At 62.1% G+C, this 21,498-nt stretch carries 42 protein-coding genes; 39 read left to right on the top strand and 3 right to left on the bottom strand.

Annotated features, from left to right (window positions below; translation table 11 throughout):
* Positions 1-54: 54 nt before the first annotated feature.
* Positions 55-1,431, bottom strand: a complete 1,377-nt coding sequence (locus tag HUN59_RS05390; protein ID WP_174777769.1) for a purine-cytosine permease family protein — start codon at positions 1,429-1,431, stop codon at positions 55-57.
* 610 nt (positions 1,432-2,041) lie between these two features.
* On the opposite strand from HUN59_RS05390, the gene HUN59_RS05385 reads away from it, so the two are divergent.
* Positions 2,042-3,334 carry a tyrosine-type recombinase/integrase gene (locus HUN59_RS05385; RefSeq protein WP_174777768.1) on the top strand — a complete coding sequence of 431 codons (1,293 nt, stop codon included), beginning with the start codon at positions 2,042-2,044 and terminating at the stop codon, positions 3,332-3,334.
* Between the two features lie 50 nt (positions 3,335-3,384).
* On the opposite strand, the gene HUN59_RS05380 is transcribed toward HUN59_RS05385, so the two are convergent.
* On the bottom strand, positions 3,385-3,630 hold the full coding sequence (locus HUN59_RS05380) for a helix-turn-helix domain-containing protein (RefSeq protein WP_174777767.1): 246 nt from the start codon (positions 3,628-3,630) through the stop codon (positions 3,385-3,387).
* Positions 3,631-3,722: 92 nt separating this feature from the next.
* On the opposite strand from HUN59_RS05380, the gene HUN59_RS05375 reads away from it, so the two are divergent.
* From HUN59_RS05375 to HUN59_RS05210, 36 genes are all read left to right on the top strand, one after another.
* Complete coding sequence (locus HUN59_RS05375; RefSeq protein ID WP_174777766.1) at positions 3,723-3,947, top strand: hypothetical protein; 225 nt, start codon at positions 3,723-3,725, stop codon at positions 3,945-3,947.
* Positions 3,944-4,150 carry a hypothetical protein gene (locus HUN59_RS05370; RefSeq protein WP_174777765.1) on the top strand — a complete coding sequence of 69 codons (207 nt, stop codon included), beginning with the start codon at positions 3,944-3,946 and terminating at the stop codon, positions 4,148-4,150. Before HUN59_RS05375 ends, HUN59_RS05370 begins: the two co-directional genes overlap by 4 nt.
* Positions 4,151-4,416: 266 nt before the next feature.
* Positions 4,417-4,920 carry a GIY-YIG nuclease family protein gene (locus tag HUN59_RS05365; RefSeq protein ID WP_174777764.1) on the top strand — a complete coding sequence of 168 codons (504 nt, stop codon included), beginning with the start codon at positions 4,417-4,419 and terminating at the stop codon, positions 4,918-4,920.
* 337 nt (positions 4,921-5,257) lie between these two features.
* Positions 5,258-5,851, top strand: a complete 594-nt coding sequence (locus HUN59_RS05360) for an MT-A70 family methyltransferase (protein WP_174777763.1) — start codon at positions 5,258-5,260, stop codon at positions 5,849-5,851.
* Complete coding sequence (locus HUN59_RS05355) at positions 5,851-6,159, top strand: hypothetical protein (RefSeq protein WP_174777762.1); 309 nt, start codon at positions 5,851-5,853, stop codon at positions 6,157-6,159. Before HUN59_RS05360 ends, HUN59_RS05355 begins: the two co-directional genes overlap by 1 nt.
* Positions 6,156-6,314, top strand: coding sequence for a hypothetical protein (locus HUN59_RS05350; protein ID WP_174777761.1), 159 nt, complete (start codon positions 6,156-6,158; stop codon positions 6,312-6,314). Before HUN59_RS05355 ends, HUN59_RS05350 begins: the two co-directional genes overlap by 4 nt.
* Positions 6,311-6,472: a hypothetical protein gene (locus HUN59_RS05345; RefSeq protein WP_174777760.1), complete on the top strand. Its 162-nt coding sequence runs from the start codon at positions 6,311-6,313 to the stop codon at positions 6,470-6,472. Before HUN59_RS05350 ends, HUN59_RS05345 begins: the two co-directional genes overlap by 4 nt.
* Positions 6,469-6,846, top strand: coding sequence for a hypothetical protein (locus HUN59_RS05340; RefSeq protein ID WP_174777759.1), 378 nt, complete (start codon positions 6,469-6,471; stop codon positions 6,844-6,846). Before HUN59_RS05345 ends, HUN59_RS05340 begins: the two co-directional genes overlap by 4 nt.
* A gap of 103 nt (positions 6,847-6,949) precedes the next feature.
* Positions 6,950-7,279 (top strand): hypothetical protein, encoded by a 330-nt coding sequence (locus tag HUN59_RS05335; protein ID WP_174777758.1) that lies wholly within the window; start codon positions 6,950-6,952, stop codon positions 7,277-7,279.
* Positions 7,276-7,407 carry a hypothetical protein gene (locus HUN59_RS19940; protein ID WP_302691007.1) on the top strand — a complete coding sequence of 44 codons (132 nt, stop codon included), beginning with the start codon at positions 7,276-7,278 and terminating at the stop codon, positions 7,405-7,407. Before HUN59_RS05335 ends, HUN59_RS19940 begins: the two co-directional genes overlap by 4 nt.
* Complete coding sequence (locus tag HUN59_RS05330) at positions 7,404-7,640, top strand: hypothetical protein (RefSeq protein ID WP_174777757.1); 237 nt, start codon at positions 7,404-7,406, stop codon at positions 7,638-7,640. The genes HUN59_RS19940 and HUN59_RS05330 overlap by 4 nt, the downstream gene beginning before the upstream one ends.
* Positions 7,641-7,643: 3 nt before the next feature.
* Positions 7,644-7,838 carry a hypothetical protein gene (locus tag HUN59_RS05325; protein WP_174777756.1) on the top strand — a complete coding sequence of 65 codons (195 nt, stop codon included), beginning with the start codon at positions 7,644-7,646 and terminating at the stop codon, positions 7,836-7,838.
* Positions 7,828-8,091 carry a hypothetical protein gene (locus HUN59_RS05320; protein ID WP_174777755.1) on the top strand — a complete coding sequence of 88 codons (264 nt, stop codon included), beginning with the start codon at positions 7,828-7,830 and terminating at the stop codon, positions 8,089-8,091. Before HUN59_RS05325 ends, HUN59_RS05320 begins: the two co-directional genes overlap by 11 nt.
* Entirely contained in the window at positions 8,088-8,393 is a 306-nt protein-coding gene (locus HUN59_RS05315; protein WP_174777754.1) for a hypothetical protein, read from the top strand. The genes HUN59_RS05320 and HUN59_RS05315 overlap by 4 nt, the downstream gene beginning before the upstream one ends.
* Positions 8,390-8,704, top strand: a complete 315-nt coding sequence (locus tag HUN59_RS05310; protein WP_174777753.1) for a hypothetical protein — start codon at positions 8,390-8,392, stop codon at positions 8,702-8,704. Before HUN59_RS05315 ends, HUN59_RS05310 begins: the two co-directional genes overlap by 4 nt.
* Before the next feature lie 652 nt (positions 8,705-9,356).
* Positions 9,357-9,566, top strand: coding sequence for a hypothetical protein (locus tag HUN59_RS05305; protein WP_174777752.1), 210 nt, complete (start codon positions 9,357-9,359; stop codon positions 9,564-9,566).
* A 106-nt stretch (positions 9,567-9,672) separates the two neighbouring features.
* Positions 9,673-9,903, top strand: a complete 231-nt coding sequence (locus HUN59_RS05300) for a hypothetical protein (protein WP_174777751.1) — start codon at positions 9,673-9,675, stop codon at positions 9,901-9,903.
* Between the two features lies 1 nt (position 9,904).
* Positions 9,905-10,123 (top strand): hypothetical protein, encoded by a 219-nt coding sequence (locus HUN59_RS05295; protein WP_174777750.1) that lies wholly within the window; start codon positions 9,905-9,907, stop codon positions 10,121-10,123.
* On the top strand, positions 10,120-10,242 hold the full coding sequence (locus HUN59_RS19935; protein WP_302691006.1) for a hypothetical protein: 123 nt from the start codon (positions 10,120-10,122) through the stop codon (positions 10,240-10,242). The genes HUN59_RS05295 and HUN59_RS19935 overlap by 4 nt, the downstream gene beginning before the upstream one ends.
* Positions 10,239-11,117, top strand: coding sequence for a PD-(D/E)XK nuclease-like domain-containing protein (locus tag HUN59_RS05290; protein WP_174777749.1), 879 nt, complete (start codon positions 10,239-10,241; stop codon positions 11,115-11,117). The genes HUN59_RS19935 and HUN59_RS05290 overlap by 4 nt, the downstream gene beginning before the upstream one ends.
* Complete coding sequence (locus tag HUN59_RS05285; RefSeq protein ID WP_174777748.1) at positions 11,114-11,689, top strand: hypothetical protein; 576 nt, start codon at positions 11,114-11,116, stop codon at positions 11,687-11,689. Before HUN59_RS05290 ends, HUN59_RS05285 begins: the two co-directional genes overlap by 4 nt.
* A complete protein-coding gene (locus tag HUN59_RS05280) occupies positions 11,673-12,041 on the top strand; it encodes a hypothetical protein (protein ID WP_174777747.1) in 369 nt (122 codons plus the stop codon). The genes HUN59_RS05285 and HUN59_RS05280 overlap by 17 nt, the downstream gene beginning before the upstream one ends.
* On the top strand, positions 12,034-12,183 hold the full coding sequence (locus HUN59_RS05275; RefSeq protein WP_174777746.1) for a hypothetical protein: 150 nt from the start codon (positions 12,034-12,036) through the stop codon (positions 12,181-12,183). Before HUN59_RS05280 ends, HUN59_RS05275 begins: the two co-directional genes overlap by 8 nt.
* Positions 12,176-12,832 carry a DNA cytosine methyltransferase gene (locus HUN59_RS05270; RefSeq protein WP_174777745.1) on the top strand — a complete coding sequence of 219 codons (657 nt, stop codon included), beginning with the start codon at positions 12,176-12,178 and terminating at the stop codon, positions 12,830-12,832. The genes HUN59_RS05275 and HUN59_RS05270 overlap by 8 nt, the downstream gene beginning before the upstream one ends.
* 376 nt (positions 12,833-13,208) lie before the next feature.
* On the top strand, positions 13,209-13,997 hold the full coding sequence (locus tag HUN59_RS05265; RefSeq protein WP_174777744.1) for a hypothetical protein: 789 nt from the start codon (positions 13,209-13,211) through the stop codon (positions 13,995-13,997).
* Positions 13,994-14,440: a hypothetical protein gene (locus HUN59_RS05260; protein WP_174777743.1), complete on the top strand. Its 447-nt coding sequence runs from the start codon at positions 13,994-13,996 to the stop codon at positions 14,438-14,440. Before HUN59_RS05265 ends, HUN59_RS05260 begins: the two co-directional genes overlap by 4 nt.
* Positions 14,433-14,570: a hypothetical protein gene (locus tag HUN59_RS05255; protein ID WP_174777742.1), complete on the top strand. Its 138-nt coding sequence runs from the start codon at positions 14,433-14,435 to the stop codon at positions 14,568-14,570. Before HUN59_RS05260 ends, HUN59_RS05255 begins: the two co-directional genes overlap by 8 nt.
* On the top strand, positions 14,563-14,706 hold the full coding sequence (locus HUN59_RS05250) for a hypothetical protein (protein WP_174777741.1): 144 nt from the start codon (positions 14,563-14,565) through the stop codon (positions 14,704-14,706). Before HUN59_RS05255 ends, HUN59_RS05250 begins: the two co-directional genes overlap by 8 nt.
* Positions 14,703-15,014 carry a hypothetical protein gene (locus tag HUN59_RS05245; protein ID WP_174777740.1) on the top strand — a complete coding sequence of 104 codons (312 nt, stop codon included), beginning with the start codon at positions 14,703-14,705 and terminating at the stop codon, positions 15,012-15,014. Before HUN59_RS05250 ends, HUN59_RS05245 begins: the two co-directional genes overlap by 4 nt.
* Positions 15,014-15,430: a hypothetical protein gene (locus HUN59_RS05240; RefSeq protein ID WP_174777739.1), complete on the top strand. Its 417-nt coding sequence runs from the start codon at positions 15,014-15,016 to the stop codon at positions 15,428-15,430. The genes HUN59_RS05245 and HUN59_RS05240 overlap by 1 nt, the downstream gene beginning before the upstream one ends.
* Positions 15,427-15,651, top strand: coding sequence for a hypothetical protein (locus HUN59_RS05235; protein ID WP_174777738.1), 225 nt, complete (start codon positions 15,427-15,429; stop codon positions 15,649-15,651). The genes HUN59_RS05240 and HUN59_RS05235 overlap by 4 nt, the downstream gene beginning before the upstream one ends.
* On the top strand, positions 15,644-15,964 hold the full coding sequence (locus HUN59_RS05230; RefSeq protein WP_174777737.1) for a hypothetical protein: 321 nt from the start codon (positions 15,644-15,646) through the stop codon (positions 15,962-15,964). Before HUN59_RS05235 ends, HUN59_RS05230 begins: the two co-directional genes overlap by 8 nt.
* Positions 15,961-16,269, top strand: a complete 309-nt coding sequence (locus HUN59_RS05225) for a hypothetical protein (protein ID WP_174777736.1) — start codon at positions 15,961-15,963, stop codon at positions 16,267-16,269. The genes HUN59_RS05230 and HUN59_RS05225 overlap by 4 nt, the downstream gene beginning before the upstream one ends.
* A gap of 153 nt (positions 16,270-16,422) precedes the next feature.
* On the top strand, positions 16,423-17,103 hold the full coding sequence (locus HUN59_RS05220) for a DUF7341 domain-containing protein (RefSeq protein WP_174777735.1): 681 nt from the start codon (positions 16,423-16,425) through the stop codon (positions 17,101-17,103).
* Positions 17,104-17,587: 484 nt separating this feature from the next.
* Positions 17,588-18,067, top strand: a complete 480-nt coding sequence (locus HUN59_RS05215; protein WP_174777734.1) for an HNH endonuclease signature motif containing protein — start codon at positions 17,588-17,590, stop codon at positions 18,065-18,067.
* Between the two features lie 117 nt (positions 18,068-18,184).
* Complete coding sequence (locus HUN59_RS05210; protein WP_174777733.1) at positions 18,185-18,442, top strand: hypothetical protein; 258 nt, start codon at positions 18,185-18,187, stop codon at positions 18,440-18,442.
* A gap of 727 nt (positions 18,443-19,169) precedes the next feature.
* Here the strand turns inward: HUN59_RS05210 and HUN59_RS05205 are convergent.
* Positions 19,170-19,703, bottom strand: a complete 534-nt coding sequence (locus tag HUN59_RS05205; protein ID WP_174777732.1) for a DNA primase — start codon at positions 19,701-19,703, stop codon at positions 19,170-19,172.
* A 53-nt stretch (positions 19,704-19,756) separates the two neighbouring features.
* Between HUN59_RS05205 and HUN59_RS05200 the strand changes: the two genes are divergently transcribed.
* Entirely contained in the window at positions 19,757-20,053 is a 297-nt protein-coding gene (locus tag HUN59_RS05200) for a hypothetical protein (RefSeq protein WP_174777122.1), read from the top strand.
* On the top strand, positions 20,007-21,488 hold the full coding sequence (locus HUN59_RS05195) for a terminase (RefSeq protein WP_174777731.1): 1,482 nt from the start codon (positions 20,007-20,009) through the stop codon (positions 21,486-21,488). Before HUN59_RS05200 ends, HUN59_RS05195 begins: the two co-directional genes overlap by 47 nt.
* Positions 21,489-21,498: the final 10 nt, after the last annotated feature.

Here is a 21,498-nt window from a genome sequence, read left to right as displayed (position 1 = left end):
CGGCACGGTCGACGTCGGCGACGGTCGACGTGGGGGGAACGCCGACCGTCGGTCTCAGGGCGCCGGGGCGGGCGCGGGCGTGGCCGGGGCCGCCGCCGCGACGGTGGGCGCCTGCTCGGTGCGGCTGACACCGACGCCGCGGACCCAGCCCGCCTTGCCGGCGACCACGTACAGGACGAAGGCGATCACGACCGAGTTGATCGACGGGATGCCCACGGTGACGAAGTAGCCGATGACCGAGGCGATCACCCAGATGACGAGCGTGGCGGGGACCCACGTCGGGCTCGTCGCAGGCAGCGACTCGCTGTCGCTGAGCTCACGACGCCAGCGCTTCACGACGAAGTACTCGGCGACCATGATGCCGGCGATCGGCGGGAAGACGACGCCCAGGACGATGAGGAACGGGGTGAACGCGCCGAGGAAGCCGACCGCAGCGAGCACGGAGCCGACGACACCGAGCACGAGGGTGACGACACCACGGTTCACCTGCTTGCCGAAGACGACGTCGATGAAGTTCGTGACGCCGAGGCTCGAGCTGTAGATGTTCCAGTCGTTGATCTTGAACGTGCCGAGCAGGATCACGAGGATGCCGACCCAGCCGACGCTCGACGTGATCACGCGGGTGATGTCGGACGAGCCGACCGCGTGGGCGAGCAGGACCCCCGCGAGCCCGATGACGTACTCGCCGAGGGTGACGCCGAGCGCGGTCTGCTTGACGACGTCGCCGACCGACCGGTTGAAGCGGGTCATGTCCGGGGTGATCACGGCGCCGACGATGAAGCCGCCCGCGACCAGCGTGGTGCCGGCGACGAAGCTCAGTTCGGGGCCGGCGGGGGCCTTGGCGGCGAGCTCGGCGATCGAGTGCTTGCTCAGCTCGACGACCACCGCCCACCCCCCGACCAGGATGAGGAACAGCGGCACGGTGACGTTCGCGAGCCACTGCATCGAGTGGAACCCGCGGAGCACGATCGCCGTGACGAGGAGCCCGAAGACGAGCGACCACGCCCACGCCGGCAGCACGGGCAGGATCGCGACGAGCCCGGCCGCGGAGACACCGGACTGGATGCCGAACCAGCCGATCAGGCTCAGGCCGATCGCCAGGCCGACGAGGGCGGACCCGGCCTTGCCGAACCCGGTCCAGCGCGCGATGACCGAGGTGTTCAGTCCCTCCCGCATGCCGATGACGCCGACGAAGACCGACACGATCTCGAGGATCACGGCGCCGAGGGTGATCGCCCAGAACGCCTGCCAGAACCCCATCCCGAAGCCGAGCGTGGCGCCGAGGAGGAACTGGGACAGGGCGGAGATCTGGCCGAACCGCTGGACGGCCACCTGGAACCAGCCGTAGCGGGCGGTGGTGGGGACGCGGGACAGGGAGTAGTCGTCGACGACGACGGACGGGGCTGGTGGTGCTGACGCTGCACTGGCCATCGGGATGCTCCTGGGGAAGGGGTGCCGGTCGGGCGACCGGGTTGGGGCAACCGTAGTGACGGGGCAGGAGCGGCAGAACGTGCAGGTCGTCGTTACGGGCACGTGAATCCGTGCACACTGCACACCCCGCTGCGGAGCCGTCTCGGTGCGCGTGCGGCGTCAGTGGAGCAGAAGGCGTCGGGTGGGCTCCCGGCGGGCGACATCGTCTGCTCCATCGAGGGCGTGCGCGACCCCCGGCCCGACCCGACTCGACCCAACCCGCCCGACGCAGCGACGACGCCCGGGAACGACGAAGGCCCCGCCGCAGTGCGACGGGGCCTTCTCGTGTGGTGCGCTCGAAGGGACTCGAACCCCCAACCTTCTGATCCGTAGCTATCTTGTTGCCAAGATCTTGTGGACAAACGCGCGGATCATGTGGTTTAGTATCCAGTACATGCTCGTACAAGCCAGTACGTGCTGGAGTCGTCGGATACACCGCACGGCTACACGGATACACCACCAGGAGAACACCATGCGCGGCCAGGAGTACCGCCACGCCAGAAGAGCAGTAGGGGTCAACGGCGACCCCGCCAACGGCACAACACGCAGCAACAAGTAGAGCGGAGACAAGATGCGACCACGTGGCAGCGGAGCCCTCTTCAGGGTCCCCAAGGACACCAGCAAGCCACTGCAGTACTGGACCGCGATCGTCGAACTCCCCTCTCACGACGGCACCCGTCGCCGGAAGGTCGTACGGGCAAAGGACCCGAAGGTTGCAGCGAGGAAGCTGCGTGAACTTCAGAACGACCTTGAGAAGACCGGCGACATGCCAACCGCATCCCAGACGCTTGAGTCCTGGCTGCGGTATTGGTTCAGCAACATGCACACGTTGCGTGTGCGCCCCAAGACGGCCGCGACGCAGCGTGGCCTCATCGAGAACCACATCATCCCCGCCATCGGTACCATCCGACTCGACAAGCTCACCGCTCAGAACGTCCGCAACATGCACCAGATCATCACGTCCAAGGTGCAGGAGAAGGGCAAGAACAAGGGCAAGCCCATCTCGTCGACGACGGCTCTCCAAGCGCACCGGGTGCTGTCAACCGCGCTGCGAGACGCGGAACGAGAAGGTCGCATCCCCCGTAACGTCGCCACGCTGACGGACGCACCGAAGCGAGATCGAACACATCTCGTCACGCTCAATGCCGAAGACGGCGTGGCGATTCTGCTCGAGGCTGCCAAAGAGCAGAACGCCCGGATGGGATCGCGGTGGGCCGCTGCGCTTCTCACCGGAGCCCGGCAGGGTGAACTGCTCGGACTCGAGGTCAACCGTGTCTCCGACGTCCTTGACGTCTCTTGGCAGTTGCAGCGCCTCACTTGGGCACACGGATGCGATGGCACGTGTGGTCGCATCCGCGGGACGGATTGCCACAAACGGAAGCTCAATGCGCCCGCCGACTGGGAGCACCGGCACCTAACCGGTGGGTTGTGGCTGTCTCGCCCCAAGTCCTCCGCCGGCATGCGTCTCGTTCCACTTGTTGAACCGTTGCGCTCAATTATCGAACGACGGATCGAGATGGCCGCGTCGGAACCGAACCCGTACGGGCTCGTGTGGACCGCCGAGCCGAAACGTGACCGGAAAACCGGCCAGCCGCTCCCCCTCGATGGCACACCGATTGACCCCAAGGACGACAACAAGGCCTGGCACGACTTGCTCGCAGCAGCAGGTGTACAGGACGCCCGGTTGCACGACGCCCGGCATGCAACGGTCGACCTGCTTTACGAGGCAGAGGTGTCCGAGGCGGACATCACTCGGGTTGTCGGACACTCAACCGTCGCCATGTCCCGCGCCTATCGTTCTCATGGCAACGACAAGCGGCTGAGGGAAGGCATGAGCCGCATGTCGCAGCTACTGGCACACTGAACACGAACAAGCGCCCCCACCCGATCTGGGTGGGGGCGCTTGTTCGTTTCTCACTCGTCGTCTACTGCGTTGTCTACTGCAGCACGGACCAGATCCACCGCGGCAACACCTATCGCATCAGCGATCAGATAGAGGCGACTGACGGGCATGTCCTCGCCGGCCAAGATCCGGGTCATGGTCCCAGTACTGAACCCTGCCTTCTCAGCAACTTGGGCAGCAGTCATGCCCTTCCGCACGTACGCGGCCTTTATCTCGAGCGCTAGGGCGCGGTTGATGGCGTACTTCGAAGCTGGCACGTCCCCAGACTAGCAACATCAGTCCCAAAATCTGACGAAAAACTCCCCGTACATGCTTGCACTCGCAAGATCTTGGGAGTAATGTTCAAGACATGGAGAGAAGAGCAGCCACCTCGGCAGTCATCCGGAGCATCAGCTCCGCGATGACCGCTCGTGGTGAGACTGAGGCAAGTGTCGCGGAAGCCGCTGACATCACCCTCGTCGACCTGTCCGAGCGCCTTCACGGCGATGCGGAGTTCACGGTTGCCGAGCTGGTGCATGTCAGCGGCTTTCTGCGTCTCTCCTTGGATGACGCGTTTAGCCAGGAGGCAGCATGAGCAACCAGCTCGACAAGCTCGCCTACTCGATCCCGAACTTCGCGGTTGCTGTCGATGTTTCTGTCGACACGATCCGCAAGGCGATCAACAGGGGCGACCTGATCCCTTCCCTTCCCACTGAGGCGGGACGGAAGCCGATCATCACCAAGAAGGAAGGCGAGCGCTGGCTCGAGTCACTTCCTACTGAAAGACCTGCCGCTTAGCACTCGGCAACTTCGTACGCCCAACCAGGGCGTTACTTGTCGCGCTCGGAGCGCGGCACGCGATCCACCAGTAGCCCCCGTCACAGGCAGGCGTTGATCGGTGGTGAGGCCTCCACGTACGGGGCGATTCGAGAACACAGACAAGCATCTGGTTGCGAGATACGCGGGAAGCAATCCCAAGCCGCCTTCGGGCTGCTGGGTCCCTTACAAGCAGCGAAATGGTGAGCCGCCTAGGAAGGCGCGCCAGGTGCGTACGTCCGGCAGGTATGTCCCTGCCGGCAGGCGGCGGCTTCCGGTTCGACTCCGGCTGCGGCCACGTGAACATGTCAGCAGAAGAACTTGGCCGCGGCTTCGATTCCATGGCTCGAACTGCCATCGAGGCCAGTGTTGGCCCTGGGTACTACGAGTTTCGCCAGACGGCCTATGCGCACCCAGAGTTTGTGCGGGCTTTGTTTGATGAGCTGCAGCTTGAACTGAAGCTGCATGCTCGGCGCATGCGTACCGAGATGCCAGTGCAGGTCTACTTCCTGCAGGAGCAGCAAAACGGGTACATCAAGATCGGCGCTACGAGGAACTTCGACAAGCGGCTAAAGACCTTGCAGACCGGTTCTGCTAAGCCGCTGGTCATCCTGGGAGTGGTCGATGGCAGCTTCGCACTAGAAGCAGACATTCACCGTGAGCTGATGGACCACCAACTCGAAGGCGAGTGGTTCGAGCCTAACCGTGACGTCTTGTCTGTGATCGCTCGTCACATGCATCGCGCTGCTTGACCCATCAGCCCTAGCGAAAGCGAACGCAGCGTCGACTGCGAGCCGTGCGAATCGGCGATAGGGCACAACAAACCAACGACTAGCAATCAGAAGAGAGCACCCATGTACGCCACACCGATTTTCGACCGAATCCACGACGTGATGTTCCCCGACCAGTGCGAGAAGTGTCGTGACGCAGGTTGGCCGATCCACCTCTTCGTGTGCATCGCCGACGACCCAACCTGCACCGATTACTGACCTACCCAGCCTCCGAGTCGTTTCCGGGGTTGTTCGCGTTCGAATCGCGGCGGAGGCACCCACCAAACACACACGCACAACTTGACGAAGGGAACGCACCATGGATCTGTACAAGCCGCTCCCCACTGGCCCGTTCGATGTGATCGTTGCGGACCCACCTTGGTTGTATCAAAAGAATCCCGGCAGCAAGGGGGCCGTCAAATCCGCTTCGGGAACGGTAGATCTGCACTACCCGACCATGACCAACGAGCAACTGATTGATCTCCCCGTTCGCGACGTTGCAGCCTCACACGCTCACCTCTTCATGTGGTTCACCAATCCAGGAACGTTCGGGGGAAGGTTCTCGTCGCTCACGCCAGCCGACATTGCGAAGGCGTGGGGTTTCGAATTTCGGACAGTGCTGACCTGGGTGAAAACGACCAAGACCGGCGAGCCGACACGCGGCGGCATGGGGTGGTATTTCCGTGGCGCGACCGAGCATGTGCTGTACGCAACTCGGGGCAAGGCATCCATCCCTGCGCATCTGCGAGAGGGGAACGTTATTCTCGCGCCGCGAACTAGGCACAGTGCAAAACCAGAAGAATTCACGAGCATGGTTGAGAGAGTCACGACGGGACGTCGGCTAGAACTCTTCGCGCGCAGTACGCGCGAGGGTTGGTCAAGTTGGGGCAATGAAGTTGAAGGAGCCGCCTGATGCTCACGAACGCCAGATCCTCCGACCCGTCCGAGTCCGCAGCCGCGTACGACCCGGACCAGGCGCACATCATACTCGAGGCGGTGATCTGGCTGTACACGCTCGGCCCCGCTTCGGACGAGCAGATCGCTGACCTGTACTTCCGCCACCTCGACGGCTTCAACTGGCCTGTCTGCGACTGGGAATCGGTTCGCAAGCGTTGCTCGGATGCCCGCCGTCTCGATAAGCGTCTGCAGAAGGTGGGCACGACGAAGAGCTCGCACGGGAAGACGGTCGGCCGTTACGGATACGTGGAGGTTCCAGCATGACCACCGAGGAAATGGCCCGAGCGATGGAGGACGCAGCGAAGGGAGTAGAGATGTTTACCGGCATGAAGAACCAGTTCATCAACGCCGGCTGGACCGAAGCCTCCGCCGAGCAGCTAGTCATCGGGATCGTCTTCCAGAACGCAAGGCAATCATGACCGCCCACATCTTCGAGGTCACGGCTATCACGGGCCGCAAGTTCCGCATCATGACCACCAGTGAAGAGCTTGCGGTCGTTGAGGCGTTGAAGCGCATGAGTCAGTACGAGGCGAGCGAAGGTGCCATCGCCACACGACGAATCGAGACAGCAGCATGAACAGTCAGTCCGCGGATGACATGTATGGCCGCGTGTTCCCGGGTGAGAAGTGGACGATCGCGTTCGAAGCAACCGACGAGCAGGCGGACGCGATGACGGCGCATGTTGACGCGCATACAGCTGACCCGGATGAGCGTGTCATGTTCCTGCAGATGCTCGGTCTCGCACCGTCCGTGTCCGCGTTCAACCCGACAGCCCGGGAAGCGTGGACGAAGAAGCCGCCGAAGCATGACCCGAACGTGGAATGCAAGCACGGCCATCAGCGCAGTGAGCACGGTTACCGGAACTCGGCGGGACGGTTGCGGTGCCGTGTGTGCAAGCGTGACACGGATCTGCGTTCGGCCCGTAAGCAGGCGTCTGGTCGTGCCGCATGACCCCCACCCCGGACGCGATTGCGCAAGCGCACGCGTTGATCGATGACAGCCAGTTCAAGCATTGGGCGGCGAGCGTGCTAGCCCGAGCGGAAGGAACGGAAGCATGACCATCAACATCACCGCCGATACGGTCGGCATCCTCATCAACATCGTGATCGTTTTCGCGGCAATCTACCTTGGTGGCGCTCTGCTCAGTGCGATCCTCAAGGCGTCAATCAGGTGGATGGCTTGGAGAGACCCGAAGCGATACGACCGGTTCCTCAACTTGCAGGCCGCCCGTCACGGTAAGGCGTACATCGAACTGCCGAGCAAGACTGATCGCGACGATGCTTTTGGGGCGTATCAGCAGGCGAATCTGTCCGACCACGACCCTGACGCGGAACGTGATTTCCGGGCTGGTTGGAAGGCTTATGAGAAGGCGGCACTCCGATGACCGCCCTCACCCCGGAGCAGATGCACGAAGCTGCCGACCGATTGTTCAGCATGAACTGGGACGATCCGGCGGTCAGCAATGCAATCTACGTCCTCCGCACCGTTGCCGACACAAGGGCAACACTGTGACGCCGGAGCAGATGCGCGCGCTGGCCGAGCATCTGTCGCAGATGGCAGAGTCGCGAGCAATGGACTTCGACGAACCGCACGTGGCGATGACGCTTAGCGGTTCCGCAGCTGCTCTCCGTTCCGCCGCCGACCAACTCAAAGCGGCCCCGCACACGCCGTTCTGCGTGACCACCAGCACACCCGAAAACCCCTGCCGCTGCTGGAAGTCCGGCAGCACCGACGAAGAGGGCTGACCAATGACCGTTCCCACTCGTGAACAGTTCATCGAGGAGTTCGTCCTCGAACTCACCCGATGCCAGCGCACTTTCGTCAGCGTCCACGAAGACGACCAGACCGATTGGACCGCGAAGGAACTCGGCTCGCTCGCGCACGACGTGCTCGAGCAGCTCCTCACCGCCGACACCGCACCCCAGGAGGACCGTGATGAATGAGCCGGGACGCAAGCCGTCATGGGCGTTGTCATCTGTGGACGATCCGAATCCCTACTACCCACATTGCGACCGCTGCAACGCGTTCGCTCGCTGGTCGATCGGGGAGTTCGAGGACGACCACCCGGAACACCTCGCGCCGATCATCCGCTACTTCGCTTGCGGACGTCATATCGCGGGGATCCTCACAACCGCGCATTGGCTCCTTGACGCACTGATGATCTATGACCTGACCAAACCTGCGGAGAGATCATGACTGACCCGGTGGACACGGACGCGCTGCGCGAACGAGCAGATGCCCTGCTTGGCCCGATGCCCATGGCGCAACTCGATCGAGCCTATGCCAGCCTTCGCGCTGCCGCTGACGAGGTGGACCAGCTGCGGGCCGAACTGGCGATCAGCGAGAACCGTGCGGGCGGGTACGAGGAGGTGGTTGCGGGGCTGCGCGCCGCGATCGAGGACGCCCCGCACGACTCTTCCTGCTGGCTAGTCGACCCGCAATCCACATGGACGAAGAACGAACGGGACTGCACCTGCTGGAAAGCGGACGCGCTGTGACCGACGACCTCCCATTCACCGTCTCGCATCATGCGCTTGACCGTGCGCTCGAAATGAACGTCACCGGCGCTGAGATCCGCGCCGGTTTCGAACACCCCACCGACGTGCGATGGTCGTTGAAGCATCAGGCGTGGTGTTACACGCGTGGTCGTATCTCGCTCGATGTCAGCGAAGACCGCACGACCGTCATCACCGTTCTCTGGGCGTCGCAACACGACTGGCGTGCCGATTACGCACGCGGAGGTGATTTGAGTGGACGTGAACGACGCGCCACCGACGACATGAAACACCTACCAAGGAGACGAACATGACCGAATGCAGCATCTGCGCGCAATTGTGCTCAGAGCAATTCTTTCCGATCCACATGATGGAGCATTTCGCTGATCGGAACCGTGACTCTGGTGACTAGACGCCACCTCCGCACGTTCCTCCGTGAAGCCGCCGCAACGTTGTTTGTGGCGGTTCTTCTTTTCTCGGTGCTCGCTGTCGGGAACATCTGATGACGCCGGAACTGTGGGCACGCATTAGGGCTGTCACTGATGAGCACGACGACGTAGAGCTCGAACCGATCGAGCGCATCCGGTTCTGGGCGCTCGTCAACACGTTCTGGACGAACTCATGACCTAGTCGTTCCGTGACCCACCCCTCATCATCGCGGACGGCCGGCTACTGATCTATGCCGACGGCGAATACATGGCGTTCATGCGCGACGGCAAATCGTGGACCACCGGCACACTCGACGGTCGCGATATCGCCGAACTGCGCAAGTACATGACAACACTCGAAGACAACGTGACACACATATGGGAGGACACGAAATGACGGCACGCATAGTACTAAACGTTGCCCGCGACGAAGAGCGAAAGTGGTTCCCTGATCACCGTTTCGACGGCGACATGATGCACGCACTTAACGCTTCCCTCGGCGGTCAGCTGTGGGAACGAGTCAGCGAGGGTAAGCGCCGTGACTGACCCGCAGATTGCTTTCGAATCGCAAGACTGCACGTTCGTCATGTACTTCGACGGCAGCTGGGATGCGTACGACGACGAAGGGCAACGCATCTACGGCGGCGCATTCACCAGCCTCGACCTACGCGAACTCGACGAACTGCTGCCCGAACTGCAAGTACGCAGATCCCAATGGATCGCAAACGACCGCACAGGAGAACAGTAATGGTCCAAGAATTCGTCACCTACATCTGCACCTACTGCAACGAGGAATGGCCCACATGGAACGGGGCGCACCAATGCGAACTCCGACACAAGGAACTGGACAAGGCATGAACGCCGACGACCGCGCCGTGCAGGTGCCCGTGCCGCTGATCGAATCGCTGGCGAAGCGCGCAGATCAGGTCTGGGCAAACAACATCGCCCGAGACCTCCGCGCCCCGCTCTCGCAGCCGACCTCGACCGCCGAGACGCCGCACACACCGTTCTGCATCCGCACCAGCACGCCCGACAAGCCTTGCCGCTGCTGGAAGTCCGGCAGCACCGACGAAGAGGACCAGTGACATGAGTACCGAACTGACACCGGAGGAACTGTTCGCCCTCGCAGACGACAACTACATCGGCTGGGAAGAGGACGCCCGTGAAGCCATCCGCGACGCAGCGGTAAACGCCAGGATTCTGCGAGAACGTGCCGCTGCTTCCGAGCCGACCCGCACGCGCGACATCGCAGCAATCAACCCTTCCACGATACGCGACGTTCAGCCACCGAAGGACGCAGCATGACCGGCACGTTCTGCACCGGCTGGGACCGACGCGACACCGACGAATGGGCGCGCCTGCCGTCCTGGTGGCAGCGGATGCGGATGATCTGGCAGCTTAGGAAGGAGATGCGTTCACTGTGAAGCTCACCAATGAGATCGTCTACGACGTCACCGAGCGCGAGTACCACGCACACCGCGCCCTGAGCTCGACCGGGGCGCGCCGGCTGCTCGAGAGCCCTGCACGCTTCAACTACTGGCGCACGCATCAGGAGCCAGGCAAGCAGTCGTTCGACGTCGGCACCGCAGTACACACGAAGGTGCTCGGTGTCGGCGCTGGGACAATCGCCTACCCGGATGAGCATGTCACCGCGTCCGGGTCAGTCAGCACGAAAGCCGCGACCGTCGCATGGGCTGACGAGCAGCGCGCCAACGGACTGACACCCATCGCGCCGGCACAAGCAGCACGGGTCGACGGCATGGCAGAAGCAGTACTCGCGCACCCGACCGCACGCAAACTGTTCGAGCAGCCCGGCCACTCTGAAGCGTCCGTGTTCGCCACCGACGAGGACACGGGTGTCGAGATGCGTGCGCGGTTCGACCGGATCGCGATCGAGGTGCCGGACCCCGTGGCCGTGGACTTGAAGACGACCGCCAAGCTCGCATCAGTCGACGGCTTCGCGCGAACCGTTGCCTCGTACGGCTACGACGTGCAGCAGGAGTTCTACGAGCGCGCATTCGAGCAGGCAACCGGTTACCCGCGCATCCCGTTCGTATTCGTCGTCGTCGAATCCGAAGCGCCCCACCTCGTCGCCGTCCACTCGTTGGACGTCGAGTGGGAGCAGATGGGTGCCGCGAAAGTGCAGAGAGCGCTCGAGCTATACGCCGAATGCTCACAGGCCGGCATCTGGCCCGGCTACCCCACCGAAACACAACTACTCAGCCCGCCTAACTACCTTGTCTACGCGCATGAGGACGAGTACGGGCCGGTCGAAACCACCACCGTGAGGTACCTATGAACATCTCAAAGCTGCGGCAGTCAAACAGCCAGCAGATCAACGCTGACGACATCCTGAGCTCGCCTGTCACGGTCACCATCACCGGGGCCGTCGAGGGAACCGCAGAACAGCCGGTGCTGATCAGTGTCGCCGAGGTGCAGGGGAAGACGTATCGGCCGTCCCTCACCATGCGCAAGGTGCTCGGAGCAGTATGGGGTGACGAGACAGACGAATGGATTGGAAAGCGCTGCACCCTCATCCGCAACCCGGACATCAAGTTCGGCGGTCAGGTAGTGGGCGGCATCGAGATCGCCGCCATGAGCGGCATCGACCGCCCCGTCGAGGTGTCCGTGCTCGAGAAGCGCGGAAAGCGGAGAACGTTCAAGGTGCTGCCGCTTGCAGACACTGCGCCACAACGCGATTGGCAGTCAGAGTTGCAGCTCGCCGGTAACGACGTTGATGCTCTCCGCGCCCTACACGGTGCAGCACGAGGAGCCGGCGCATCAGCCGACGTGCTCGGACGCATCGAAGCAGCGGGTCGTGCAGCACAGCACCAGCAGCACCAGGGGGCCGCGGATGCAGTGGACGCTTGATCTTCCGTACGATCGCCCGCCCCTCAACGCGAACCAGCGCATGCACTGGGCGAAGAAAGCGGCTCTGACCAAACAGGTCAGGGCCGCTTCGTTCTACGCAGCCAAGTCAGCCGGCGTGCTCCGCTGCGACAAGGTGCGCGTCACCCTCACCTGGTTCGTTCGCACAACGACACGTCGCGACGCCGACAACGTCGTACCGACGCTCAAAGCGCTGTGCGACGGCCTCGTAGACGCCGAAGTGGTTCCCGACGACACCCCTGACCTGATGGAGAAAGTCATGCCCGTCATCGTCTACCGGCCCGGACAGCAGTCAGGGCTGCAACTGTACGTGGAAGAGGTGACTGATGCCTAATACCGAGACAATCACCGACGTCACCCGCCGCATCCGACACCAGATCGACGAACACGCACTCGAGGACATCGGCAAAGTCATACTCGACATCCGCGACGTCGAACGACTCATGCACGCAGCAATCTGGGGCGACGATGCCTAAGCCACGACTACTTGACCTGTTCTGCTGTGCAGGTGGAGCCGGCACCGGGTACGCCCGGGCCGGCTTCGACGTTGTAGGGGTGGACATTGATCCGCAGCCGAACTACCCATTTGAGTTCCACCAGGGCGACGCGCTCGAGTACCTGGCGAAGCACGGACACGAGTTCGACGCGATCCATGCAAGTCCGCCGTGCCAGACGTTCACCGCTTACGGCCGCAGCGACACGAAGGGGTGGCGAGACAACTACCTCAACTTACTGCCGCAAACGCAGGAAGCGCTCGACCAGTACGACGTGCCTTGGGTGATCGAGAACGTGCCCGGAGCTCCACTGCGCGATCCGATGCAGCTCTGTGGCTCGAGCTTCGGCCTCGATGTGCGGCGACATCGACTGTTCGAGTCGAATGTGCCGCTCATGTCCATTCCGTGCGATCACTCGTGGCAGACACCACGGTTCGCGCCTGCTAGTAATCGCACAAACCTCCGCAGCACCGTCGAGGTAGGCGTGTGGCGTATCCCACTCGAAGTGCAGCAGCAAGCGATGGGTATGGACTGGACGACGCTGCGAGAACTCAGCGAAGCCGTCCCGCCCGCTTACACAAGGTACCTCGGGCACCAATTGATCAGCTTCCTAGCAACGGTAAATCCATGACGATGCATGTGCATACGTATCCAAGTGGTGACGTCATAGAACATGATCTTGAAAGCCAAGGATCGTGTATTTGCGGCCCTGAAATGGAACCGATAAAACAATCGGATGGCTCGTACTCCTGGCTTTACATCCACCACTCCCTAGATGGGCGTGAATGGCGGGAGGACGCCCCATGACACCGATGCCACGTCTCATTGCCGGCACGTGGCTGCGTCGCATCACGGACCGGTGGGAACTCATCAAAGTGACCAACGTGCATCAGGACGGGCAAGTCGACTTGCTGCTGCTCGACGGCACACGCACACACGTACCCATCTCGTTCCTCCGCGGCGCATTCGAACGAGCGGACGACGGGGCATGACAGGAAGGAGAGAACGTGGCAAGACCGAAGTCCAACGGACCGTACACGCCACTCGCAGCTAACTACTTCCTCGACGACTCAATCCTCGAGGCGAAGGAGCACGCCGAGCTGCTGTTCGTCCGCTGCCTGTCGTTCCTCGCGACCGGTGATTCGGACGGGTTCATCTCGGATCTGCAGATGCGTCACGCGGTCGGCGTGAACCTTCGCAGCGTCGAGAAGCGCATCGAAACGTTGCTGGATGTGGGCTTGTTGCTGCGCGTTGACGGCGGGTTCCAGGTGCGTTCGTACCTGAAGTGGAACAAGAGTGCGGAGCAAATCGGCAGGACGCTTCGCCGTGACCGTGAACGTAAGGCGCGGAAACAAGCGGAAGTAACCCCGAATTCCGAGCGGAATCCGGACGGAATCCACTCGGATTCCGCGCCCCACGTCACTACACGTCACGTCACGTCACTACACGACACTGAAAACCCTTTGTCTGACGCTGACGCGTCCGACGCCGGGACGTTGCTTGATGATGCTTGGCGACCGAATCAGAAGCACATTGATCTAGCCGATTCGCTGCACCTCGACAAGCAGCGAACCTTCGAACGGTTCGTCGACCACGCACACCGCAATCACCGCCGCCAAAAGAACTGGAACACAGCGTTCACGAACTGGCTGCAGAAGGACGCGCAGTTCGCTCAGCAACGCCAGGGCAGACCACCCGTGCAGATGTCTCGTGGCACTCGCCGTGACGACGAACTGCTCGCGTTCATGACCCGCGACGACAACAACAACCAACAGCAGTGGGAGATCGAAGCATGAACAAGCCTGAAGTGCGTCGACTGCTCGGCTACATATCAGCCGGGTTCGACAACCGTGCCCTGTCCGACGCGACCGCTGAAGTGTGGTCGGAGGAACTGCCCGAAGTCAGCTTCGACGTCGCCAAGGAAGCCGTACGCCGACACTTCCGCAAACCGAGTCCGCGCCCGTACCTGTCGCTGGACGTGCTCATGGACGAGATCCGGGTGCTGACACGGCAGACGACAACCGCGATCGAGGAGGACGTGCGTTCAGCGAAGGCACGCGGCCTCCTGGACGCCTCATGGCCTGCACGTGAGCCGTTGCCCGCCCCGGTCGCTGAACGTCTCGCAGAAGCCCGTCAGGCGTTCGCGAGACAAGCCGCAGAAATCGAAGCACGTGTCATCGAGAACCCGCGCAGCCTCGGTGAACTCGGACGGCTCGGAAATGACGTTCCGCGTGACTGACGGCACCGACTGGGACGTGTGGCCGGCACCGCAGACGAAACCGCAACCGTTCGAATTCGACCGCGACGCACACGAAGCGGAAGTGCAGCAGTGGATCGAGCACTACCGGAAGGAGAGAGCAGATGGATGATCGCAGCTGGTTCGAGATCGTTGCAGCTATCGAGCGAGCAGTGGACGAGCACGCTTTCGATGACGAGGACGGTAACGGCTGGCTTCCGCTCGACCCGATCATCGATGCTCTGTACGGCAAACGGGAGCCGGGATGACCGATGACGCGTGGGCGAACTTCATCGCCTCCATCGACCCGGTAGCGCTCGAACGGGAACGGATGCGCGTCCACGGCAACCTCGAACACGAACGGCCCGGCAGTAGGCAGGACCACGAGATGCGTCACGCGCACGACTGGTTGAAGCAGCAACGCATCCAGGAAGCCATCGACGAGGACATGGCCGGCGAAGTGCACCGCCTCCAACTCACGGACGCCGACCGCACCATCAACGCACACATCACCGAACACGACAGACAGCTCGAAGCGTCCATCGCGGCGTACCGGGCAAGGAAGGCAGCAGCGTAATGGCACTTGTCAGCATCAAGAACGGCACCGTGAACCGACTCAATCAGTCCGGTTTCGGTTTCTCCGTCATCGAGCAGAACGAGTCGAACGGGAAGACGTACCGGTCGTACTACAAGATCTGGCCGAAGGAAGACGCGGGGGTGAGCATCGGCGACATCGTGAACGTGTCCGGGTTCCTCAGCGTCAAGGTGAACGAGCCGAATCAGGAAGGCAAGGTGTACGCCGACGTCAGCCTGAACAGCCCACGCATCGAACGAGTCGGAAGCGTGCCCCAGAACGCCCAGCAGCCCGTCTCCGCCCCGAACACCGCCCCGCAGCCCCAGTGGGACACGCAGGCTACAAACGGGGCGCAGACGGGCGCACAGGGGTCCTGGCAGACCGCGGGGCAGATTGCGGATGCTGAGGTGCCGTGGTGACGCCGGAGCAGATGCGCGCGCTGGCGGCATGGCTTGACGGCTACGCAGACGGCATCGAGGACACGTTCGAGGCTGGGGAGCAGGCGGACATTGACTCGCACCGGATAGCTGCTACCGCTCTTCGTGCCGCCGCCGACGCGCACCGCACGGTCGGGCTTGTCGGTGGCTGTACTCAACATCGCATCCCCTGCACCTGCTGGAAAGCGGACGCGAATGTCTGAGTACATCTGCCAGCACGACGAGTTCTGCGGCCGCATCAGCAGTCCGCACTCCACCGCATGCATGGACGCGAACGTGGCGCGACTCGACGGGGATCAGTGCGTGTTCATCGACGTCAACGAACTGCAACGCCAAGCCGAGCTCGACAAGATCGGCACCGGCGAGAACGACCACGGCATGGCCGCATCACTCCACGCCAGCGCCCTTAACGTGCTCGCCGCGATGACATCAGAACAGCGTGCATTGCAGGCGAAACGGGCCGAGGAACGACGGGCGCGGAACCAGGGCATCCGAGGCGGCGGTGAAGACGCATGACCGACGACGCGTGCCCTACCTGCGGCCCGATCTGCGGCATGCGGGAATTCGGATGGGAGAAACGGCAGCAGGGTTACGCCGAACGACTACACGACGAAGCGCTCGGCATCGGGGCGGACCTCAATGAGTGGACATCACCCGCGCACCTGCAACTCGCCACCATCCGCGCCGAGTACGCCCGCTACGTCGGCAGTGGGGACATGCACGAGTTCGTGCGTGCTGTAGGGCAGGTACTTGACCAACGCGACGACGTACTCGACCCGCCCATTGTGGTGCCGCGACCGGAAGAAGACACCGATGGATGAAGCAACCATCCGCACATACCGCCGCTGGCTACTCGAAGAAGCAACCAGCAACCAAGGGGCCACAGTCGACATGACTGTGGCCCCAACTGCTGCCACCGACGACGTGTGCAGATACCCGTACTGGCCGAAACATGATGTGGCCTGGGAGGACGAATGACCCAAGAGCTCGAAGACAGACTGGCCGCAGCGGTACACCTGCTCACCGAGCCACAAACCGAAGCAGTCAGCGCATACGACGATGATGGCAAGTTCGTCGGCATGCACATGCTCGAACATGACGCGCTGATTGACATGCTCATCACCGGAACTGGCAACTCGTCAGGAGCAGGCGGTAACGGATCAGGCGTACCAATCGACGCAGAAGCAATGATCATCCTCGACCGCATCAGCCGGACGCTCGGTGAATGGTCCCGGTGGATCATGTTCGACTACCGACGTGGTGACGTCATTCACTCCATTGGCAAGTGGCATGAAGTGCACGTCAACAGTGTCCGCGACCGCCACCTCTCACGAGAAGCCGAGCAGATCGCATGCGAAACGGTTGAACAGTGGGTGACCGACATCCAAAAAAAGTTCAACCCCGACAAGTGGCGCGAATGGGAAGCGAGCTGCCCCAAGTGCGGGCTACGACGCATCACCGTCAACGACGAGAACCGGTTTGCGATCCGACTCAACGTGACACAGGTGTACGCCGAATGCGGCAACCCGGACTGCGACGGTCTCTGGGAAGGCATCAAGGGCATCAGCGAGCTTCGGTACTTCGCCAACATCGAGCACGACACGCCGAAAGAAGAAAACGCAGCACAGTCGACAACACCAGCCGAAATCGGTTAGTATCGACACCAAGAGGGCACAGCCATGTGAACTCGCAACCAAAAGCCACCAACCATCGGGTCGGTGGCTTTACTCATACCCACAAGCAAGCGCGATCATGACGCGCTGACCCCCGCAGGTAGTGGCGGAGTGGTGAACAAGAGCCTGTCGCCTCTAGGACGCATAAGAGGCACCCGCTCGCCCTGGTTATCTCAACGACCAGGACGCTCGCGGGAACCAGCCGACTGAGTGGGCAAGCTCAACAGACAAGGCGATAAGGCCATCGTCCGCCTCTGCCCACTCAGTCGTGCCACACATACTTCTCGTCGCGCCCGTCGATCATCCATCGAGGCATGCGGCCCCGGTCAACCTGCGACGGCAGACATCGGGAGAGTCGCGACAACTACTCGCAGCGACGCGAGCACGACGAGAACTAACCAAACAGAGAACGCCCCGGCGGTGCTACCAACACCCCGGGGCTTGAACGACTCGGGAAGGAGTCGATGTGCTAACTGTAGCCGACATCTCAGAAGCAGACGCTGCGCGCTTCTGGTCCAAGGTAGACAAGACCAACGGATGCTGGATTTGGCGCGCCGCGAAGAACCAGCAGGGATACGGTCGAGCTAGAGTCGCCGGCAAGTACCACACGTCGCATCGCGTGGCGTGGACCCTGGTCATGGGCGAAATCGAAGCAGGCCAGGTCGTCGACCACATCTGTTTCAACACGTCTTATGTGAACCCCAAGCATTTGCGCGTGGCCTCTCAAAAGCAGAACAGCGAGCACCTGAGGGGAGCGACTGTTCGCAGCAAGACCGGTATACGTGGGGTTATTCCGTCTTCGCAGAAGGTCGGGAAACCCTATCGGGTCGTAGTTCGGCACCATGGGCGCAAATACTACGGCGGCACTTTCGACGATTTGCACGTAGCCGAACAGGCCGCGGTGCGTCTTCGAAGCGAGTTGTTCACACATGCCGACGGACGATGACCTGCTGAGCGCACACCGCGTCCGAAGCAACAGATGGCCGGAACAACCGCCGCCTGAGTCCGACCGCGCTCTCGTGGCTGTTGCCAACGCGGCATACGAAGCGATTGAAGATAAGCAATGACCGACAACCCCATTGAGCAGCTGCACGAAGCCGTTCAGCGTTACGCAGTTGAAGTGAACGGCGAAGACAGCGGATTCGTGTCCTCATTCGTAATCGGTTACGAGCAGACAAGCTTCACCGACGAAGAAGGCATGGACGCCCGAGTCACCGCAGTCGACTACGCAACCGGACCCGGCACAACACTGGCAACCGCAATCGGACTGCACGCCATCACCGGCCGCTACCTCGACGACGCAATCGGAGGCGGCGAATGACCGACGACATCGACGCCTACCTCCAGGCGCACGGGTACACGCGACGCATGATCCGCCGCGAAAAAGCCTGGCACCTACGACGCACGTAAGCCACGCAAGAAAGACTGGCTCGACCCAGACGACTTGGTCTTAGAAGTCACACCCGAAGGAACACACGCATGGGTGCAGCCAACGCCAACGGACACAGGCGACGCGAACTCATCCGACGTGTACTCGCAGAAGAAACCAACTGTGCACTCTGCGGCATGACCGTCAACAAAACACTCAAATACATCGCCGGCAAACACGGACCCAAATGCGCACGCCCCGAATGCACAGGCTGCGCATGGCATCCCAAGTCGCCGGTAGTAGACGAGGACATACCAAGAGTCAGAGGCGGCTCACCACTCGACCGGGGCAACACGCACCTCATGTGCCGAGACTGCAACAGGTGGAAATCCACCATGACACTCGCCGAAGCACGAGCCGCACGAGCAGGACAAACAGCAACACCAGCAACCATCAGCACAGGATTCAGCTGGTGACCATGCAGCAAGGGGCATGACCCCCTACCCCGCCTCGTCCGGCCCTCCCATAGGTAATAGGGCCAATACCTCCCCGCTCCAATTCCAAAAGTGCACCGAAGGGGCTGTAGGTGGTGGCACGAGCCGTGTTTTTCCCAAGCGCCGCACGATGAGGCGCTAAAAAGGGGCCTAGGGCTGCAGATCGGCCCTGACGGCGAAAACCGTTACAGCGGCAGGAGCTGCCCGTGCCGGTAGGCGTTCCCGGTGACGGTGATGTAGCGCTCTCGGCTGTACCGCTCGACGTGGAGCCCGTCGTGTTCCGCGCGGATCTTCCCGGGTCGTTCGCCGGCCGTGCCCCAGATATGGAGTCCGTCGCCGGATGGTGAGATCTCTACGTGGCTTCCGGGGAACTGCTCGAGAAACCTGGCTGCTGCTCCGTTGGGTACGCCGTCGATGAGGCAGTGGTCGAGGTCGATGCAGGCGAACCCGTCGCCAAGCATGAATCCGAGCCCGACGCCGGCTGATGATGCGGTCGCGTCTTGGTAGCTCGACCATGTGTCGGGGTTGGTGCTGCTTGCTGCCGATCCGGTGACGGTGAGCGGCACTTTCGTGGCGCTGCGTCGCACCCAACGCTCGGCTGCGGTCATCGCTTTGGGGATGGGGTTGCGGTGTGCGTAGACGCGGCACTTGCTTGAGCAGAACCGTGCTTGACGGTTCTTGGCGACGATCGATCGTCCGCACCAGATGCATTCCCTCACCTGTCAATTGTAACGCTTTCTAGCCCGGTTTTCCGGGGTTCCGAGGTCTGATCATGCCAAAGCGCGCGCTTCGTGCTGTGGGGCCTGATGACCGTTTGGCTGCTCCGGAGAAGCTGACGATCGTTGAGGCGATCGAGGTGGGTGATCGGCTTTCGGAGCTCGCTGCGGTGCATATGCGGATCGGTAAGGCGGTGCAGGACGAGGCGACTCCGGCTCGAGATCTTGCGGCGTTGACGCGGCGGCAGATGGAGATTTCGAAGGAGATCGAGCTGCTGCGTCGTCAGTTGGCCGAGGAACGGACGGATGCAGCTCATGTCGCCGATGCAGCGTTCGATGCGGAAGCTATCTGAGGTAGCACGGCATGTTGTTGTTCCGAGCGGTATCACGTCGACTGGGTGGCCGGCTGTTGAGGCTCGGATCAAGGATTTCGGCGACGAGTTTGATGAGTGGCAGCGTGGCACGTCGAAGCTGATCCTCGCGAAGCGCGAGAACGGTGATTACGCGGCGACGGTCGGCGGTATCACTCTGAGCATTCCGCGCCAGGTGGCTAAGACGTACATGATCAGCAGGATCGTGTTCGCGTTGTGCACGTTGTTCCCGAATCTGACGGTTCTGTGGACTGCGCACCGGACGCGTACTGCTACGAAAACGTTCGCGTCTTTGCGTGGGTTCGCTGGGCGGAAGACGGTTGCCCCGTACGTGCGGACTGTGCGTGCGGTGAACGGTGAGCAGGAGATTCACTTCACCAACGGTTCGGTGATCATGTTCGGCGCTCGCGAGGGCGGTTTCGGTCGCGGTTTCGATGAGGTCGATGTTGAGGTGTTCGACGAGGCGCAGATCCTGACGGAGAAGGCGCTCGAGGACATGGTTGCGGCGACGAACCAGTCCCGGTTCCCGGCCGGTGCGCTGCTGTTCTTCATGGGTACCCCTCCGCGTCCCTCTGACCCGTCTGAGGCGTTCAAGCTGCGTCGTCGTGAGGCGTTGTCTGGTGAGACTGAGGACGCTGTGTACATCGAGTGTTCGGCGGATGAGGATGCTGAGCCGGATGATCGTGAGCAGTGGGCGATTGCGAACCCGTCGTATCCGCATCGAACGCCGCTGCGGTCGATGCTGCGTCTGCGGAAGAACCTCCCGTCGGATGAGTCGTGGAAGCGTGAAGCGCTCGGGATTTGGGACAGTGACCAGCAGGGTTCACGGCTGATCACGGACGACGAGTGGCGTGCGACGGGCGTTGAGGCAGCGCCGGCTGACGGTATCCGTTCGTTCGGTGTCGCGTTCTCGTTCGATGGTTCGCGGGTGTCCGTTGCTGGTGCCGCGAAGCATGACGGGGGCATTCACGTCGAGCTGGTGGATGCGCAGTCGGGGCAGATGGCTTCGGGTATTGCTTCGTTGGCTGATTGGCTGGCTGAGCGGTGGCGGAAGACGGCGATGGTCGCTATCTCCGGCCGTGCGGGCACTGATGCGCTTCGGTCGGCGCTGCTCGAGCGTGGTGTGTCGAAGTCCGCGGTCCATGTGGTGTCGACGCCTGAGTACTTCGCGTCGTCGTCGATGTTCTACGACGCCGTGAAGGACAAGACGGTTACGCACCTCGCGACGGAAGGTCAGGCGGTGCTTGACCAGTCGGTTGCAGTGTCTGACAAGAAGATGCGCGGAACGACGGGAACTTGGGGCTGGACGGTCACGGTTCCTGGCGGCGATGAGACTCCGGTCGAGGCCGTCAGCGTCGCTTATTGGGCGGCGCGCACAACGAAACGAGTCCCCGGACGGAAGCAGGAGCTGATATGAGCGTGGCTTT

It is taken from the genome of Curtobacterium sp. Csp2 (genome assembly GCF_013347165.1).
This window is presented reverse-complemented; position numbering and strand designations above follow the sequence as displayed.

Bases quoted from the DNA above. Each gene is read 5' to 3' on its own strand.
- HUN59_RS05360 (WP_174777763.1), top strand. From the start codon at position 5,258: ATGGATCTGTACAAGCCGCTCCCCACTGGCCCGTTCGATGTGATCGTT.
- HUN59_RS05345 (WP_174777760.1), top strand. From the start codon at position 6,311: ATGACCGCCCACATCTTCGAGGTCACGGCTATCACGGGCCGCAAGTTC.
- HUN59_RS05260 (WP_174777743.1), top strand. From the start codon at position 13,994: ATGAACAAGCCTGAAGTGCGTCGACTGCTCGGCTACATATCAGCCGGG.
- HUN59_RS05225 (WP_174777736.1), top strand. From the start codon at position 15,961: ATGACCGACGACGCGTGCCCTACCTGCGGCCCGATCTGCGGCATGCGG.
- HUN59_RS05230 (WP_174777737.1), top strand. From the start codon at position 15,644: ATGTCTGAGTACATCTGCCAGCACGACGAGTTCTGCGGCCGCATCAGC.
- HUN59_RS05250 (WP_174777741.1), top strand. From the start codon at position 14,563: ATGGATGATCGCAGCTGGTTCGAGATCGTTGCAGCTATCGAGCGAGCA.
- HUN59_RS05390 (WP_174777769.1), bottom strand. From the start codon at position 1,431: ATGGCCAGTGCAGCGTCAGCACCACCAGCCCCGTCCGTCGTCGTCGAC.
- HUN59_RS05315 (WP_174777754.1), top strand. From the start codon at position 8,088: ATGACTGACCCGGTGGACACGGACGCGCTGCGCGAACGAGCAGATGCC.
- HUN59_RS05275 (WP_174777746.1), top strand. From the start codon at position 12,034: ATGCCTAATACCGAGACAATCACCGACGTCACCCGCCGCATCCGACAC.
- HUN59_RS05220 (WP_174777735.1), top strand. From the start codon at position 16,423: ATGACCCAAGAGCTCGAAGACAGACTGGCCGCAGCGGTACACCTGCTC.
- HUN59_RS05350 (WP_174777761.1), top strand. From the start codon at position 6,156: ATGACCACCGAGGAAATGGCCCGAGCGATGGAGGACGCAGCGAAGGGA.
- HUN59_RS19940 (WP_302691007.1), top strand. From the start codon at position 7,276: ATGACCGCCCTCACCCCGGAGCAGATGCACGAAGCTGCCGACCGATTG.
- HUN59_RS05195 (WP_174777731.1), top strand. From the start codon at position 20,007: ATGCAGCTCATGTCGCCGATGCAGCGTTCGATGCGGAAGCTATCTGAG.
- HUN59_RS05335 (WP_174777758.1), top strand. From the start codon at position 6,950: ATGACCATCAACATCACCGCCGATACGGTCGGCATCCTCATCAACATC.
- HUN59_RS05365 (WP_174777764.1), top strand. From the start codon at position 4,417: ATGTCCCTGCCGGCAGGCGGCGGCTTCCGGTTCGACTCCGGCTGCGGC.
- HUN59_RS05240 (WP_174777739.1), top strand. From the start codon at position 15,014: ATGGCACTTGTCAGCATCAAGAACGGCACCGTGAACCGACTCAATCAG.
- HUN59_RS05285 (WP_174777748.1), top strand. From the start codon at position 11,114: ATGAACATCTCAAAGCTGCGGCAGTCAAACAGCCAGCAGATCAACGCT.
- HUN59_RS19935 (WP_302691006.1), top strand. From the start codon at position 10,120: ATGACCGGCACGTTCTGCACCGGCTGGGACCGACGCGACACCGACGAA.
- HUN59_RS05385 (WP_174777768.1), top strand. From the start codon at position 2,042: ATGCGACCACGTGGCAGCGGAGCCCTCTTCAGGGTCCCCAAGGACACC.
- HUN59_RS05200 (WP_174777122.1), top strand. From the start codon at position 19,757: ATGCCAAAGCGCGCGCTTCGTGCTGTGGGGCCTGATGACCGTTTGGCT.
- HUN59_RS05270 (WP_174777745.1), top strand. From the start codon at position 12,176: ATGCCTAAGCCACGACTACTTGACCTGTTCTGCTGTGCAGGTGGAGCC.
- HUN59_RS05280 (WP_174777747.1), top strand. From the start codon at position 11,673: ATGCAGTGGACGCTTGATCTTCCGTACGATCGCCCGCCCCTCAACGCG.
- HUN59_RS05325 (WP_174777756.1), top strand. From the start codon at position 7,644: ATGACCGTTCCCACTCGTGAACAGTTCATCGAGGAGTTCGTCCTCGAA.
- HUN59_RS05340 (WP_174777759.1), top strand. From the start codon at position 6,469: ATGAACAGTCAGTCCGCGGATGACATGTATGGCCGCGTGTTCCCGGGT.
- HUN59_RS05375 (WP_174777766.1), top strand. From the start codon at position 3,723: ATGGAGAGAAGAGCAGCCACCTCGGCAGTCATCCGGAGCATCAGCTCC.
- HUN59_RS05370 (WP_174777765.1), top strand. From the start codon at position 3,944: ATGAGCAACCAGCTCGACAAGCTCGCCTACTCGATCCCGAACTTCGCG.
- HUN59_RS05300 (WP_174777751.1), top strand. From the start codon at position 9,673: ATGAACGCCGACGACCGCGCCGTGCAGGTGCCCGTGCCGCTGATCGAA.
- HUN59_RS05295 (WP_174777750.1), top strand. From the start codon at position 9,905: ATGAGTACCGAACTGACACCGGAGGAACTGTTCGCCCTCGCAGACGAC.
- HUN59_RS05245 (WP_174777740.1), top strand. From the start codon at position 14,703: ATGACCGATGACGCGTGGGCGAACTTCATCGCCTCCATCGACCCGGTA.
- HUN59_RS05355 (WP_174777762.1), top strand. From the start codon at position 5,851: ATGCTCACGAACGCCAGATCCTCCGACCCGTCCGAGTCCGCAGCCGCG.
- HUN59_RS05210 (WP_174777733.1), top strand. From the start codon at position 18,185: ATGACCGACAACCCCATTGAGCAGCTGCACGAAGCCGTTCAGCGTTAC.